This window comes from Glutamicibacter nicotianae (genome assembly GCF_016907615.1).
GTDB lineage: Bacteria > Actinomycetota > Actinomycetes > Actinomycetales > Micrococcaceae > Glutamicibacter > Glutamicibacter nicotianae.
This window is the reverse complement of record NZ_JAFBCH010000001.1, coordinates 1,752,595-1,766,872: the sequence shown is the minus strand read 5'-3', so window position 1 is coordinate 1,766,872 and position 14,278 is coordinate 1,752,595. Positions and strand designations below refer to the sequence as shown.

General features: G+C 54.9%; 11 protein-coding genes and 2 tRNA genes. 2 read left to right on the top strand and 11 right to left on the bottom strand.

Going from position 1 to position 14,278, the window contains the following annotated elements:
• Positions 1-2 precede the first annotated feature (2 nt).
• From JOE62_RS08475 to JOE62_RS08435, 9 genes are all read right to left on the bottom strand, one after another.
• Positions 3-1,646 carry a GTPase gene (locus JOE62_RS08475; RefSeq protein WP_204721846.1) on the bottom strand — a complete coding sequence of 548 codons (1,644 nt, stop codon included), beginning with the start codon at positions 1,644-1,646 and terminating at the stop codon, positions 3-5.
• The gene (locus tag JOE62_RS08470) at positions 1,646-3,337 is read right to left on the bottom strand and encodes a dynamin family protein (RefSeq protein WP_338085767.1); all 1,692 of its coding nucleotides are present in this window, start codon (positions 3,335-3,337) and stop codon (positions 1,646-1,648) included. Before JOE62_RS08470 ends, JOE62_RS08475 begins: the two co-directional genes overlap by 1 nt.
• A gap of 174 nt (positions 3,338-3,511) precedes the next feature.
• Positions 3,512-3,587: transfer RNA gene (locus JOE62_RS08465), tRNA-Glu, on the bottom strand.
• A gap of 48 nt (positions 3,588-3,635) precedes the next feature.
• Positions 3,636-3,707: transfer RNA gene (locus tag JOE62_RS08460), tRNA-Gln, on the bottom strand.
• A gap of 180 nt (positions 3,708-3,887) precedes the next feature.
• The gene (locus JOE62_RS08455; protein ID WP_204721843.1) at positions 3,888-4,580 is read right to left on the bottom strand and encodes an HAD-IA family hydrolase; all 693 of its coding nucleotides are present in this window, start codon (positions 4,578-4,580) and stop codon (positions 3,888-3,890) included.
• A 30-nt stretch (positions 4,581-4,610) separates the two neighbouring features.
• The gene (gltX, locus tag JOE62_RS08450; protein WP_204721840.1) at positions 4,611-6,116 is read right to left on the bottom strand and encodes a glutamate--tRNA ligase; all 1,506 of its coding nucleotides are present in this window, start codon (positions 6,114-6,116) and stop codon (positions 4,611-4,613) included.
• 160 nt (positions 6,117-6,276) lie between these two features.
• Positions 6,277-7,041 (bottom strand): fumarylacetoacetate hydrolase family protein, encoded by a 765-nt coding sequence (locus JOE62_RS08445; RefSeq protein WP_204721838.1) that lies wholly within the window; start codon positions 7,039-7,041, stop codon positions 6,277-6,279.
• Between the two features lie 94 nt (positions 7,042-7,135).
• Positions 7,136-8,230 carry a branched-chain amino acid aminotransferase gene (locus tag JOE62_RS08440; protein WP_204721836.1) on the bottom strand — a complete coding sequence of 365 codons (1,095 nt, stop codon included), beginning with the start codon at positions 8,228-8,230 and terminating at the stop codon, positions 7,136-7,138.
• A 114-nt stretch (positions 8,231-8,344) separates the two neighbouring features.
• Complete coding sequence (locus JOE62_RS08435; protein ID WP_204721834.1) at positions 8,345-9,403, bottom strand: 3-isopropylmalate dehydrogenase; 1,059 nt, start codon at positions 9,401-9,403, stop codon at positions 8,345-8,347.
• A 183-nt stretch (positions 9,404-9,586) separates the two neighbouring features.
• Here JOE62_RS08435 and JOE62_RS08430 point away from each other — a divergent pair, with 183 nt between their 5' ends.
• Entirely contained in the window at positions 9,587-10,822 is a 1,236-nt protein-coding gene (locus JOE62_RS08430) for a sensor histidine kinase (RefSeq protein ID WP_204721833.1), read from the top strand.
• A gap of 7 nt (positions 10,823-10,829) precedes the next feature.
• Positions 10,830-11,522, top strand: a complete 693-nt coding sequence (locus tag JOE62_RS08425; protein WP_204721831.1) for a response regulator — start codon at positions 10,830-10,832, stop codon at positions 11,520-11,522.
• 75 nt (positions 11,523-11,597) lie between these two features.
• On the opposite strand, the gene metG is transcribed toward JOE62_RS08425, so the two are convergent.
• The gene (gene metG, locus JOE62_RS08420) at positions 11,598-13,148 is read right to left on the bottom strand and encodes a methionine--tRNA ligase (RefSeq protein ID WP_204721829.1); all 1,551 of its coding nucleotides are present in this window, start codon (positions 13,146-13,148) and stop codon (positions 11,598-11,600) included.
• Between the two features lie 57 nt (positions 13,149-13,205).
• Positions 13,206-14,213, bottom strand: a complete 1,008-nt coding sequence (locus JOE62_RS08415; protein ID WP_204721827.1) for an NYN domain-containing protein — start codon at positions 14,211-14,213, stop codon at positions 13,206-13,208.
• Positions 14,214-14,278 lie beyond the last annotated feature (65 nt).

Below are 14,278 nucleotides of genomic sequence, written 5' to 3'. Positions count from 1 at the left end.
TTCTAATCGGCTTTCTTGGCTGCGGAGGTGATCAATGCTGAGTAGCTGTTGTAGGTGTCCAGATGCTGGTCAACGGGCTCAATGACTGCCTGCCTCACCAGCTGGGATACCGAGCGTTCAATATTCTTCAACGCTTTCCTTCGCTTAACTTTAGCGACTATTCGGTTGACAAACGAGCACGCCAATCCCAGGACAATGCCCAGCAGTATTCCAATGAAAACCAGCAGCGTTGGTACAGCGATACCTTCGACTCGCGGAGCCTCCGGTAGCTCGAATTGGAAGTATCCGGCAACCAGATAGCCGGCGAGCCACAAAGCACCACCTAATGCCGCAACAAGTGCAACCCATTGGATGACCTTGACTACGGGCCACCACCATGAAGACCGTTCAACACCCAACGGAGTGCCGGCAATCGCCGCATCAATACCGTCATCCAGCACCGCCGTATTTGCGTGCACTTTTTCCCGCAGCGGCTCTTTCCAGCTTTCCGGAAGATCTGCAGAAGCTTCGGAGACATACTGATTGATGCCATGTTCTATAGCCGCAGTTTCTGCGATGGACAGCTCTGGACGAGAAGTCAATGACAATTCTGGGTCTTCATGCTGCCGTCCAAGATTCATCCTCTTGAGCGGATCGTTGCGCAGCTTGACCAGCCAGGTGGTCAACGGCCATCCCGTGCGCGAAGCGCCACGAAGCAAGTAAGAGGTTTCCACTGCATCAGCAATGTAATGGGCACCGTGCGCTTTGGCGATCACGCGCTCCAGCTCGGCTTGGTGCAGCTGGCTGGGCAAGCGCACTTTCTCTACTTGGAGTTCCTCGCTCAAGTGATGGATGACCTGATCAACATCTGCGCGGAGTCGACGCGTGGAAAGTGCCTTGTTCTTGGCCGCGGCCGCGATCTTGGCCTGCACCTCCGCGACTCCTTCACCCGTAGCGGCAGAGGCACAGACGATGGGCAGATTCTCCAACCCAGAGGTGGCCAAAATGCCACGCAAGGAATCGACTACTTGCTTGCGTTCTTGCACGGCGATCTTGTCAATCTGGTTCAAGACGATCAGCAGGTTGCCTTGCTGGCTGCGCAAGGAATTGAGATATCCGTGGTGGATGGACGCGTCTGCGTATTTCTGGGGATCAAGCACCCACACCAGATAGTCCACCTGGCCCACCAATCGGGAAGCGATCTTGTGGTGATCAACTGCTGTCGAGTCCATGTCGGGCAGGTCCAACAGCAGGAGCCCGGAATCGAAGGTTCTTTTCTTTGCAGAGTCCGCTTGGCCGTCCCGATCCTCGATGACGTGGCGAGTAGTCACTTCCAGCCAGTCCAGCAGTTCGCCAGCGCCTTCCGGTTCCCAAATGGCAGCGACAGTGTCGGTAGTCGTCGGGCGGATGACACCTGTGGTGGCAAGTTCCTGGCCCACCAGCGCGTTGAACATCGTTGACTTTCCGCTGCCGGTGGCACCGAAAAGTCCCACCACGACATGCTCCGCGGAAAGCTGGCGTCGAGATTCAGCGCGGGCGATGACGTCTGCGGCCAAATCGATGGTTTCTGGTTCCAAGTGTGGCTCTGCAAGCTGCATCGCTTCCACGATGCTATTGATTTGCGAGTTGAGGCCGCTGACGGCCCGCAGGATCTTGCGTTCGGACATCAGTGGGCCCCCTTGCCGCTCAAGCCTGCGGTAATCTTGCCCAGCCGATCAGCAAGCTCCGGCTGCGAAGTGGCTGAGAGCTCATTCAGATAGATTGATGAGCTCTTCGCCAAGAGATCACGTGCTCTGGAATCGAGCATCTTTCGTGCCTTGGTGGCCATGCGGCGTACCGCGTCCTCTCCGAATATTGCTTCCAGCAGTTTCTGCCCCACCAATGCTGAGCCCCCGGCAATTCCGATTTCCAATCCAGTGAGACCTGCCGTTGATGCAAAGACCACAACCATCAAGATCACGGCCACCCCGTTGACGCCGAATGCGGCCATCCGGGCGGTTTTGCGCTTCCCGGCGCCCTCTTGGCGGATCATGTCCAGGACATCTTTTTGCCAGAGCCGGATGCTTTCTGAAGCTTGCTCAGGGAGATCCTTCGGCGGACGCGGCATGGGCAGATTAGCCCGTAGAGCCTGGCCGAAAGGCGTGTTCTGCCACGACCTGTCGATGTCATGGCAGGCCTTGGTGACTTCTGCAATGAAGACTGTATGCAAACCTGATTCAATGGCTTGTTCAACCCTGTGGGTCGCTGGAGGCTTCCCCGTGAGGAACGCGCCCACACGATCTCTCACCCGTCCGATGGCACCTTCGATTCCGCGCAGCAGCTCGCCGGCTCCGACGAAGTCCTGCCAACGTGCCAGGATTTCGCCACGCAGCAGCGAGCCGTCATTGAGAGAATCGTTGATCCTGGCCAAGGCTTGTGCGAAGCGTTCTTCGGTCAACGTGCATAGTTCACCGAGCTGGTTTTCCTGCTCTTGCAGTTCAGCGATTAGTTCACTGACATCGGCGGCGGTGCGGCGCAACGCTCCATCAAGGGTTTGGGCCGCGATTCGCTGACGTTGAGCGGAATCCGCTGCCAGTGAGTTCAGCCACGCAAGCAACGGCTCCACATGCTCACTGGGAATCAGTTTTTCTTCACCGAGTTGCGTCTCGTTGAGAACATGCAGCAGTGTGGGGTCCAGGTCCTTGTCACTTAATAGGCGCTTCAGGTCCGGAACGATGTCGTTTTCGGCTCCAGGAGGAACCCTGTTCAACACGACGCAGACGGTTATTTTGCGTGCACCAGCCTCGGTGAGCAGATCCCAGGGAAGAGCGTCAGCGTACCTATTGGCCGTCGTGACGAAAATCCAGAGGTCCGCTGCATTTAGAAGCTGGCCAGCTAATTCCCTGTTTTCATCGGAAACCGAGTCGATATCCGGGGCATCAAGTATTGCCAACCCTTGCGGTACTTGTTGGCGGGGTGTCATCAATAGTGCTTGGTTGGTGGATGCTCCGCCCTGCGCATTGAATCCACCACCAGCTACACGTTTAAGTTCGGGAAGAATCCGGTCAGATTCAAAGAAGTGTTGGTCAACCGGGTTGAACGCCAAAACCGGAGTTCGCGTCGTCGGGCGTACCGCACCGGAAAGGCTTACCTGTTCTCCTAGCAGGGAATTTACAAGAGTCGATTTTCCTGAGCCCGTGGATCCGCCGACAACCACCAATAGCGGTGCGCCCAGGTTCGAAATTCGAGGTATCAGGTAGTCCGAAATTTGGAGCGATACCTTGTTGCGCAGTACTTCGAATCCGGATGCAACTCGTGGTTGAGGGTTAACAAAGGACAGCTCACTGAGCACATCCTGAAGCTCGTTCAATTGCTTCACGGCTTCGCTGCCGGTTCCGGCTGGCGAAGCGGTTTCCTGCCCTGAGCTCTTATCCAGATCTGAATTCGACTCCATGAGAACTATCTTGCCTCATGCCAACAGGTAATTTCTCTAGCCCAGTACAGATTTTGTCCGGGAAACACGAAAACCGCGGATTTCTCCGCGGTTTTCCATTGGTGACCCCAACGGGATTCGAACCCGTGTTGCTGCCGTGAGAGGGCAGAGTACTAGGCCGCTATACGATGGGGCCGTATGCTGAAGAGCTACCTTCAACCCATCAAATTTCTTTGATGAAGCGCTGGGATACCAGGACTCGAACCTAGAATGACGGAACCAGAAACCGTTGTGTTGCCAATTACACCATATCCCACTGTGACTTGGCGTTTCAGGAATTCAGCTAATTATCATTCCGGCCACTGCCGTAGCACGAGATACAACTATACCGGCCAAATGACCAGCGCACAAATCGAGCATCGCGGCCAGTTTTCCACCGGCATTCCGCGGAAAATCAGGACAGAACCGTCGTGAGCGAGCCCAAATCCTTCACCCGTCATCCAAGAAAATTCTTGTGAACTGAAGCACGATCCAAGAGCACTGGCTGGAGTCCAGCGTCACCGGCCCCTTGATAATCATTAATCGGGTTGTCCCCTATGTACAGTGTGTGGGCCGGCAGACTCTTTAGCGCAGCGCACCCGGCCAGGAATGGGGCCGAGTGCGGTTTCGGTGCCCCAGCAGTATCGGAACCAATGACGCATTGGAATCCGGCAAGCCCGGCGGTCTGCAGCCTGTCACGCTGGTATGACTCGACATTGTTGCTAACCGCGCCATACGGGATCCCCAGAGACTCCAGCTGGTCCAAGAATGCCGGCACGTGGCCAAAGGGCTTCCACGACTCGCGAACTTTCGTCTCATATTCATGAGCCCAACGTGCATATGCTTGGCCACTGGGGGTAGTGGCCCCTGCCAACCTGTACGCGCGCTGCAGCCGCACTTCTCTCTGGCCAAGGAAAGTCAACTCGCCTGCCATGTACCTGTCATAGGCCTGCGCACCATCATCGGCGAAGTCTGCCGCGATCTCAGTTACTTGTTCAGGATTCAGGTGCGCCAGCGCCGACGCCGACGCCGACAAGGATGAGAAGCCTTGGATAGCGGCGGAGCGCAAATCCACGAGGGTCTCATCGATATCGAAGAGAACGCCCCGGATAGGAACAGTTGCAGGATTGGTTCCATCCGAGGCGTTCACAGTGCTTCTCACCGATTTATCGGAGAATCTCTACCGGGAGTCGCCGAACGCACGAAGTCGTTTCAGGCTCGACTCGCGTCCAAGAATTTCCATGGACTCGAAGAGCGGTGGCGAAACGCGCTTTCCGGAGATTGCAACGCGGGCCGGACCGAAGGCCTGGCGAGGCTTCAGTTCCAGTTCGTCTACAAGTTTCGTGCGCAGGGCTGCCTGAATGGTTTCAGCGTTCCATTCGGCAAGGCCTTCCAGGCCCTGGATGCTAGCGTCGATCACTTCAACCAGGTTTGCAGGCATGCCCTTGAGTGCTTTTTCTTCGATGGCAATTTCGTCATCAGCCTTGAAGAGGAACTCAAGCATGTCGGTTGCTTCTCCCAACAGCGCGATACGTTCCTGGACCAATGGCGACGCCTGATCCAATATCTCGTTTTCGCGTTCTGTAAGCACTTCGCCCACTAGGCCCGCGGCCTGCAGGTAAGGGACCAAACGATCGCGGAAGTCCTGTGGCTCCAGCATGCGCACGTGAGTGCCGTTGATTGCTTCTGCCTTCTTCACATCGAAGCGGGCAGGGTTGGACAGCACGTCCTTTACGTCGAAGGCTTCAACCAGCTGTTCACGCGAGAAGATATCTTCATCAGCGCTCAGCGACCAACCCAGCAGGGCCAGATAGTTCAGCAGGCCTTCCGGGATGAAGCCATTGTCGCGGTGGAGGAACAAGCTGGATTCCGGATCACGCTTGGAAAGCTTCTTGTTGCCCTGGCCCATGACGTACGGCAAGTGGCCGAAGCGTGGCATGTACTGGGCAACGCCGATGTCATGCAGCAATGCGTACAAGACGACCTGGCGCGGAGTCGAGGACAACAGATCCTCGCCACGAAGCACATGGGTAATTCCCATCAGCGCATCATCGATTGGGTTGACCAGGGTGTACAGCGGCTTGCCATTGGCGCGCACCACCACGTAGTCGGGAACAGATCCCGCCTTGAAGGTGATCTCGCCACGCACCAAGTCATTGAAGGTGATGTCGTGATCCGGCATGCGAACACGCAATACCGGTTCGCGGCCTTCGGCCTTGAACGCGGCTTTCTGCTCTTCGGTCAACTCGCGGTCGAAGTTGTCGTAGCCAAGCTTCGGATCGCGTCCAGCCGCCTTGTGGCGAGCTTCGACTTCCTCGGGGGTCGAGTAGGACTCGTAAAGATGGCCAGCTGCACGAAGCTTCTCAATGACATCCTGGTAGATGTCACCACGCTGCGACTGGCGGTATGGCTCATGAGGACCGCCCGCGTTGACGCCCTCGTCCCAATCAATGCCCAACCAAGCCAAGGCATCCAGAAGCTGGTTGTAGCTTTCCTCGGAGTCGCGTTTGGCATCGGTGTCTTCAATGCGGAAGATCATCTTGCCGCCGGTGTGACGCGCATAAGCCCAGTTGAACAGGGCAGTACGGATCAAACCTACGTGAGGAGTACCAGTTGGTGAAGGGCAAAAGCGAACGCGTACCGGGGTGTCTTCGGTAACAATGGGAATCAACGATAGATCAGTCATGATGTTTTTATTCTATGCCTTCAAGACGGAAACCGGCATTTTAAAGCGCAAGGCTCCCGATCACACTAACGATCGAGAGCCAGTGCGGTTTCACCAAATTGATGATGGCAAGTTGGTGACAACATCAACTCTACCTATGAACCGAGTTCACGTACTGCATCTAGCGACGGAAAACTGTTCGCAGCGTTCCAATACCTTCTACTTCCACTTCAACAACGTCGCCGGCATTGACCAGGCCGACACCCGCTGGCGTGCCGGTCATGATGACGTCGCCTGGCAGCAAGGTAAAAGCTTCGGAAGCTCGAGCAACCAGTTCATTCACCGGCCAGATCATGTCATTGGTAGTTCCGTCTTGGCGAACCTCGCCATTGACTCGGCTGACGATACTCAGGTCATCAGCGTCTTCGATTTCCGTTTCGATCCAAGGTCCAAGCGGGCAAGAACCATCGAAGCCCTTGGCGCGAGCCCACTGCGGATCAGTGCGCTGGGCATCGCGTGCGGTCAGGTCGTTTGCTACCGTGTAGCCGAAGATCACGTCCTGGGCCTTGTCGGCCGGAACGTCCTTACAGATACGGCCAATGACCACTGCCAGTTCGCCTTCGAAGGAAACTTCCTTTGAGAACTCCGGCAAGGTGACGGGGTCTCCATGGCCCACTACCGAAGTGTTCGGCTTCAAGAACATCAATGGTTCGGCTGGAACTTCATTGCCCAGTTCTTTGGCGTGCTCGCGGTAGGTGCGACCGAATCCAACGACCTTCGATCGAGGGATGATCGGGGCTAACAGCCGAACATCATCCAATGAGTGGGTAGCACCAGTCGTCTTGATCCCCTGGAAAAATGGGTCTCCGGCCAGAACATGAATATCATTACCGTCTACGACTCCATAAAGCGGGTCGCTATCTACTACAAATCGTGCAATGCGCATATGGATAGCCTATTGCATATCAGGCGCCATCGAAGATGATAAAAACGGGGAGCTGTCGTGATCCACGACAGCTCCCCGAAAACGCTCGTGTAAATTAAGCCAAACGCTCCAGCCAACCATGACGGTCTTCCACGGTGCCAAGCTGGATTCCCAGCAGTTCTTCGCGGATGGACATGGTCACCTCGCCGGCGGCAGCGTTCTCATCGCCGATAAGCTCTTCGCCGTTCTTCAGCGCACCGATTGGGGTGATCACAGCTGCAGTACCGCAAGCGAAAACTTCTGCGATATCGCCCGAGGCGATCCCTTCACGCCATTCATCCAGGGTGATCTTGCGTTCTTCAACTTCCATGCCGCGGTCCTTCGCGAGCTGGATGACCGATGAACGGGTCACTCCTTCCAGAATGGTTCCGGTCAACGCCGGAGTCACCAACTTGTTGTCCCTGGTGACGAAGAAGACATTCATGCCGCCGAGTTCTTCGACAGCATTGTCATTGAAGGAGTCGAGGAACAGGACCTGCTTGCAGCCGTTTTCTTCGGCTTCCAGCTGGGCCACGAGCGAAGCGGCATAGTTGCCGCCGCACTTGGCTGAACCGGTACCGCCTCGACCTGCTCGCGCATAGTTCTTCGAGACCCAGATGGCAACTGGCTTGAGCTCGCCACCGAAGTAGTTGCCTGCTGGCGATGCGATGACGCGGTAGGAAACCTCACGCGCTGCGCGCACCCCGAGGAATGCTTCGGTAGCAATCATGAACGGACGCAGATACAGGGCTTCCCCGTCACCGGTCGGAACCCAATCGATATCAGTCGCCACCAGCTTGCGTAGCGACTCGACGAAAACTTCTTCATCCAGCTGCGGGAGCGCAAGGCGCTGTGCGGACTTGTTCAAGCGAGCAGCATTGGCGTGTGGACGGAAGGTCCACACTGAACCGTCTGCGTGGCGGTAAGCCTTGAGTCCTTCGAAAATTTCCTGGCCGTAATGCAGTACGGAAGCGGCTGGATCCATGGCGATTGGGCCATACGGCTCTATTCGAGCGTCATGCCATTCACCGTTACGTCCGCTATCGTCTGCCGACCAGTCGATAACTGCGGTGTGATCAGTGAAGAAGTCTCCGAACCCAGGATTTGCCAAGACGTCAGCCCGCTCCTGCTCACTCTTGCGATTCGTTGAGAGATTTTCGGTGAATTCCATCTACCCTGGACTTCCTAGTTCAATAAACAAAGAACGGATGCTCCACGCCTCTGCGGAACATCCGTTCGTGGATTTGCTACTGGTTAGCGGCTAACCAGAAACGTCACTTTCAGCTTATGCCAGTAACGCGACAATTGCATCGCCAATTTCACTGGTGGTGCGATTATCGGTCAATTCTTGGCGTGAAGTGATCTCTTTTTCAACAGCTTGCTCAACTGTCCGTGCTTCATCAACCAAACCGAGATGGTCAAGCATCAGTGCCACCGACAAGATTGCCGCAGTTGGGTCCGCCTTCTGCTGACCCGCAATATCCGGTGCAGAACCATGAACTGGTTCAAACATCGAAGGGTAGGTGCGGTCCATGTTAATGTTGCCACTGGCAGCCAAGCCGATACCACCGGTGATGGCGCCGGCTTGGTCCGTGAGGATGTCGCCGAAGAGGTTATCGGTGACAATCACGTCGAAGCGCGAAGGGTCCGTAGTCAAGAAAATGGTTGCCGCATCCACGTGCAGGTAGTCATGGGTAACCTCTGGGAACTCCTGCGCAACCATTTCGACCGTTCGCTTCCACAGATGTCCAGCATGCACCAGCACGTTGTGCTTATGGACCAGCGTTACGTGCTTGCGTTCACGCTCTGCTGCGCGGCGGAATGCGTCCCGGACAACACGTTCTACGCCGTAGGCTGTATTCACGGATACTTCGGTGGCGATTTCATGCGCGGTGCCCGTGCGAACCGAGCCACCATTGCCAACATACGGTCCTTCGGTGCCTTCACGAACTACTACGAAGTCGATTTCACCCGGATTAGCCAGAGGGCTTTCAATTCCTGGATACAGCTTCGCCGGACGCAGGTTCACGAAATGGTCCAGCGAGAAGCGGAGCTTCAATAGCATCTCGCGCTCGATGATGCCGGACGGAATTCGGGTATCCCCGGGAGCTGCGCCAACAGCACCGAAGAGAATTGCATCATGCTTCTTGATAGCTTCCAAGGTCTCTTCCGGCAGAGTTTCCCCGGTCTCCAACCAATGCTCCGCACCAAGCTTGTAGTCAGTCAGCTTGACCTCGGTCTTGCCTCCGTTAGTGACGAATTTCAGAACCTTGACGGCTTCAGCAACAACTTCTGGGCCAATACCGTCACCCGGAATGACCGCAATATCAATTACATTTCCCATGGCAAAGATTCTATCGACTAGCGTCCGCTATTTGAGAGTTCATCTCATATAATGAGATTGCTTCGATTTGAAACTACATATTTCCTCCCTGGGCATGAGGTCGCGCAGCCTTCGCTACCGATAACCTTGGATACAAAGGTCCATGGCTTCGCTAACAGGATCGGCTGTTACTAACACGTTGAATTGCAGGAAAACTTGATCTTTGCCAATCCCCACCGTCGTATCGACGGTTGGATCCGCGAGAATCCCGGACGAGTCGATTTCATCACCGGTCTGCTGTACACGCTACTTTGCATGCCGACAGCTCTCGGCTTGGCATCATCAATGTCGACTCCTGCGTCCTTCGCAGCCGTGCTGACGCTGTCGATCCTTCAATCCGCACCGCTGATGTTGCGGCGTCGATATCCATGGCCCGTCACCCTCGTCGTAGCCGCCGGCCACCTTATGCAGCTTGCGTTTGATGGGCTCATTCTGTTCTCGCAGGTCTCGGTGCCGATCCTTGTCTACACAATGGCTGTCTATGGGAAACGCTGGCAATCTTTCAGTACGCTGGGCCTTGGTTTGCTTGGCGCGTTGCTGGCGACGTTCAGCATGTTCGAGGCGTCAAGGAATTCACCTGATCCAACGGCCGTCTTCACTTTCGACATGATGATTTCCTTCGTGGGCCTTGCATTGGTTGTCACCTTGTCGTGGACCTTCGGTGACCTGGCCCGCACCAGACGGCTGGCCATGAAATCATTGCGTGAGCATGCCGATCGCCTGGAGAAGGAGCGACTTATAGAGCGTGCTCTGGCTGCATCAGACGAGCGAAACCACATTGCCCGGGAGATGCATGACATCGTCGCGCATTCACTGTCCGTCATCATCACGCAGGCAAACGGGGCACGATATGCCGCAGCGAAAGACCCGGAGATCGCCATCGAGACTCTAAAGACAGTTTCGGATACTGGTCGCGCATCATTGAAAGAGATGCGCCGGCTCCTAGGCGTTCTGCGAAAGGATGAGGAGCTGGAGAATCGTCCTCTTCCGTCGCTGGCAAACATACCTGAACTTGTAGAAAGCGTTGCCGTGTCTGGACTGAATGTCCAGCTGGAAACTTCGGGAACTCCACGGAAAGAACTGCCTGCAGGTGCGGAGCTCACTATATATCGATGCATTCAAGAATCGCTCACGAATGTCATTAAGCATGCTGGCCCGGACACTCAGACCAAAGTCCATATCGAGTGGAATTCCCGGGGCTTGAATTTGACCGTCAGTGACGACGGGCGAGGTGCCGGGTCCATTGTCCTTGAAGGCACAGGCCATGGCCTGCAGGGGATGAAAGAGCGCGTAGCCTTATATGAAGGTACCTGTACTGCGCTCCCCCAGGCTGGGGGCGGTTTCGCTGTTAATGTTTACATCCCATACACCGAGGACTAATATTCAAATGCCTAAACCCGATGCCATCAAGGTTGCCTTGGTCGATGATCAACTGCTGGTTCGCAGTGGTTTCAGAATGCTTATTAATTCCCAAGACGATATGGAAGTCATTGTCGAGGCCGGCAATGGTCGCGAAGCGCTAGCTGCACCGGTAATGTCCCAGGCGGACGTCATCTTGATGGACGTGCGTATGCCGGAAATGGATGGAATCGAAGCTACCGAGCGGCTGCTGGATCCGGATAAAAAGGCCGCGGATGGCCCAAAGATCATCGTGCTGACGACCTTCGACATGGATGAGTACGCGCTGAGAGCGATTCAAGCCGGCGCCAGCGGATTTCTCCTCAAGGACGCTCCCCCAGAAGAACTCTTGGAATCCGTGCGCACCGTCAATAGAGGCGATGCCGTAATAGCCCCGTCGACCACTCGGCGATTGTTGGATCACATGGCGCCAATGCTCAAGAAGATTTCGTCACAGCACAATGCTCACCTTGTTGCCGCTGTAGAATCGCTGACGCCTCGCGAACGTGAAGTTTTCGGATTGATTGCAGAAGGCTTTTCCAACCCTGAGATTGCCGACAAACTATTCTTGTCTGAAGCGACTGTCAAAACCCACGTGGGCCACATCTTGGCAAAATTGGAAGCTCGAGACCGGGTTCAGGCTGTTGTCATTGCTTACCAAACTGGCGTTGTCACACCATGACTGGATGCAAAATTTGAAGTGTTCTGCTCAAATTCAATATTGAGCAGAACACCTCAATTTTCTTTCAGAAGCGTCTTATTTCTCTTCTTCGTAGCGTGGGAACACTGGCGAAGGAGCCGGTAGTTCAGTTCCTGGAACCAATGCACTATCGAAGGACTCGAAGGTTCGCGCAGAACCTTCACCAACTGCCAACGCGTTGAGCATCGAAGTCATTGCCTGGGGCAAGACTGGCTGAAGCAGCAAAGCGACCTTGCGGACAATCTCAATGGTCACGTACAAAACCGTCGCCATACGCTCTGGATCAGTCTTCTTCAGCTTCCAGGGCTCCTGCTCGGCAAAGTAAGCGTTGGTGTCGCCCAGAACGTGCCATACCACTTCAAGCGCCTTGCTGAATTCTTGACGGGAGAAGGCGTCGCGGTTGATTTCCAGCAGCTTGCCGGCGGCATCCAGTATTTGCTGATCGGCTTCCAACAATTCACCGGGCGTCGGGACAACTCCCCCGCAGTTCTTCGCGACCATCGACAGTGAACGCTGTGCAAGGTTGCCGAAGTTGTTTGCCAAGTCTCCGTTAATTCGGGCAACGATCGTTTCATGGTTGTAACTGCCGTCGGCGCCAAAGGGGACTTCACGCAGGAAGAAGTAGCGTACCTGATCCAGACCGTAACGGTTCACAAAATCGTCTGGAGACACGGTGTTGCCCAAGGACTTGGACATCTTCACGCCATTGTTGTGTAGGAACCCGTGGATCATGACGCGCTTCGGCAACGGCAATTTGGCAGACATCAAGAATGCAGGCCAGTAAATCGCATGGAATCGCGAGATGTCCTTGCCGATGACGTGGACATCTGCCGGCCAGTATTTGCGGAAGGAAGCGGAATCGACGTCTGGGAATCCAACTCCAGTCAGGTAGTTGGTGAGTGCGTCAACCCACACGTACATGACATGCTTCTCATTGCCCGGCACCGGGATGCCCCAGTCAAAGGTTGTACGGGAAATTGAAAGGTCGGTCAGCCCGCCCTCGACGAATCGCACTACTTCATTGAAGCGGGAACGTGGCGCGCCGAATTCAGGGTTGTTTTGGTAGTACTCCAGCAACTTGTCCTGGTACTTGGACAGTCGGAAGAAGTATGACTCTTCTTCTGTCCAGGTAACCTCGGTGTCAGTTTCAATGGCATAGCGGATGCCATCTTCACGAACTTCCGTCTGTTCCTCGGTGTAGAAGGCTTCATCGCGTACCGAGTACCAACCAGCGTACTTATCCAGGTAAATGTCATCATTGGCTTCCATGCGGCGCCACAGTTCCTGTGCAGCCGCATGATGGTCCGCGTCAGTTGTACGGATGAAGCGATCGTAGCTCGTGCCCAGCTCATCGTTCATGGCTTGGAAAGCATCCGAGTTTCGCTGTGCCAGTTGAGCCGGCGTGATGCCAAGGTTCTCTGCGGTCTGCATCATCTTCTGGCCATGCTCGTCGGTGCCGGTCATGAAAAAGACATCAAAACCGTCCAGCCGCTTGAATCGAGCCATCACGTCAGTTGCCACCACCTCATAGGCGTGCCCAATATGCGGGGTACCATTTGGGTATGAAATAGCCGTGGTGATGTAAAAAGGTTTCTGCTGAGAAGTCACGATATAAATTTACCTTAGCTTGCGTCTGAAAGCGGATTTACGGATAGTGCTGACTCGTCACATGATCCTGTCCAAGTACTCCCAGAAGGCGCCACGCAAGGTGCGCCGAATGGTCTGTTGATCGGTTTTCCATTCACCAAGCACCTGGGCGCAGTCCTTGAGCAATGTCCTATCAATCTCCGGTGGCAACTGAGGCTTGTCGTCAATCAGTTCTACTACGTCGTGCTGTGTAGTGAAGGCCAGCCAAGATTCAGCGACTTTCGCGCCGATTTCTTCTGCAACTTTCAGTTCTTTTTGCTCGTAAGCTGCAGAGCCCTGATAGCCAGAGCTATCTCCACCACTGGAGTAGACCACCTCTGGTTCGGTGTCCCGTTCCATTTTTGACTTGGCAACAAGCTTCTGAGCCATGACTGCAGGTGTTGGAACTACCGGCTTTGCGACTGGCTTTGGTTCTGTTTCTGTCGATGCACTAGCAATGAGAGAGGTTTTTTCAGAATGATTTTTGTCCCACTCGAGAACCTTAGTGAATGCGCTATCCAATAATTGATTAGGAACGGTTTCGATGTAGTCAGCGGTTAATGCCAGGTGTTCAGCGACGGAAGCGACGCCAAGTCGGCTATCGGATTTCGCTACTCCGAGTAGCACGACTTTCATGCCTAGGTCCTGCGCTTCCTCAACAGCTTCGGCCAGGTCGTCATCGCCAGAAACCAAGTACGCAACAGAAGCCGAGCCATTGCGCGCAACTCCGACCAAGTCCAGCGCCAGCCTTAGGTCCACACCTTTTTGCTCGCCGTTATAAGAGATACGTCCTAGGCGGACTTTAACGCCTGGTATCAAGCCAATACGCTTATGCTGTTCGGTAAATAGGCCGTCCTTCGAGGCATCATACCAATAGACGCGAAGGTTATTCAGACCCGTATTCTTCTTGACCGTTTGCACAATCCCGCGTATCAAAGCCTCGTAATGAGTTGTGAAGGCTGAACGTAAAGTAGTTCCGGCGGCACGATGGCCGCCTAGTGAGAGTAGAAATCCGGCATCAATAAATATTGCAGTTTGATTCATCATGTTTCGATCGTACCTAGTGTCACCGGGCACCAGTTCTCGCGAAACGTCCAAACTATTGTCAAGCG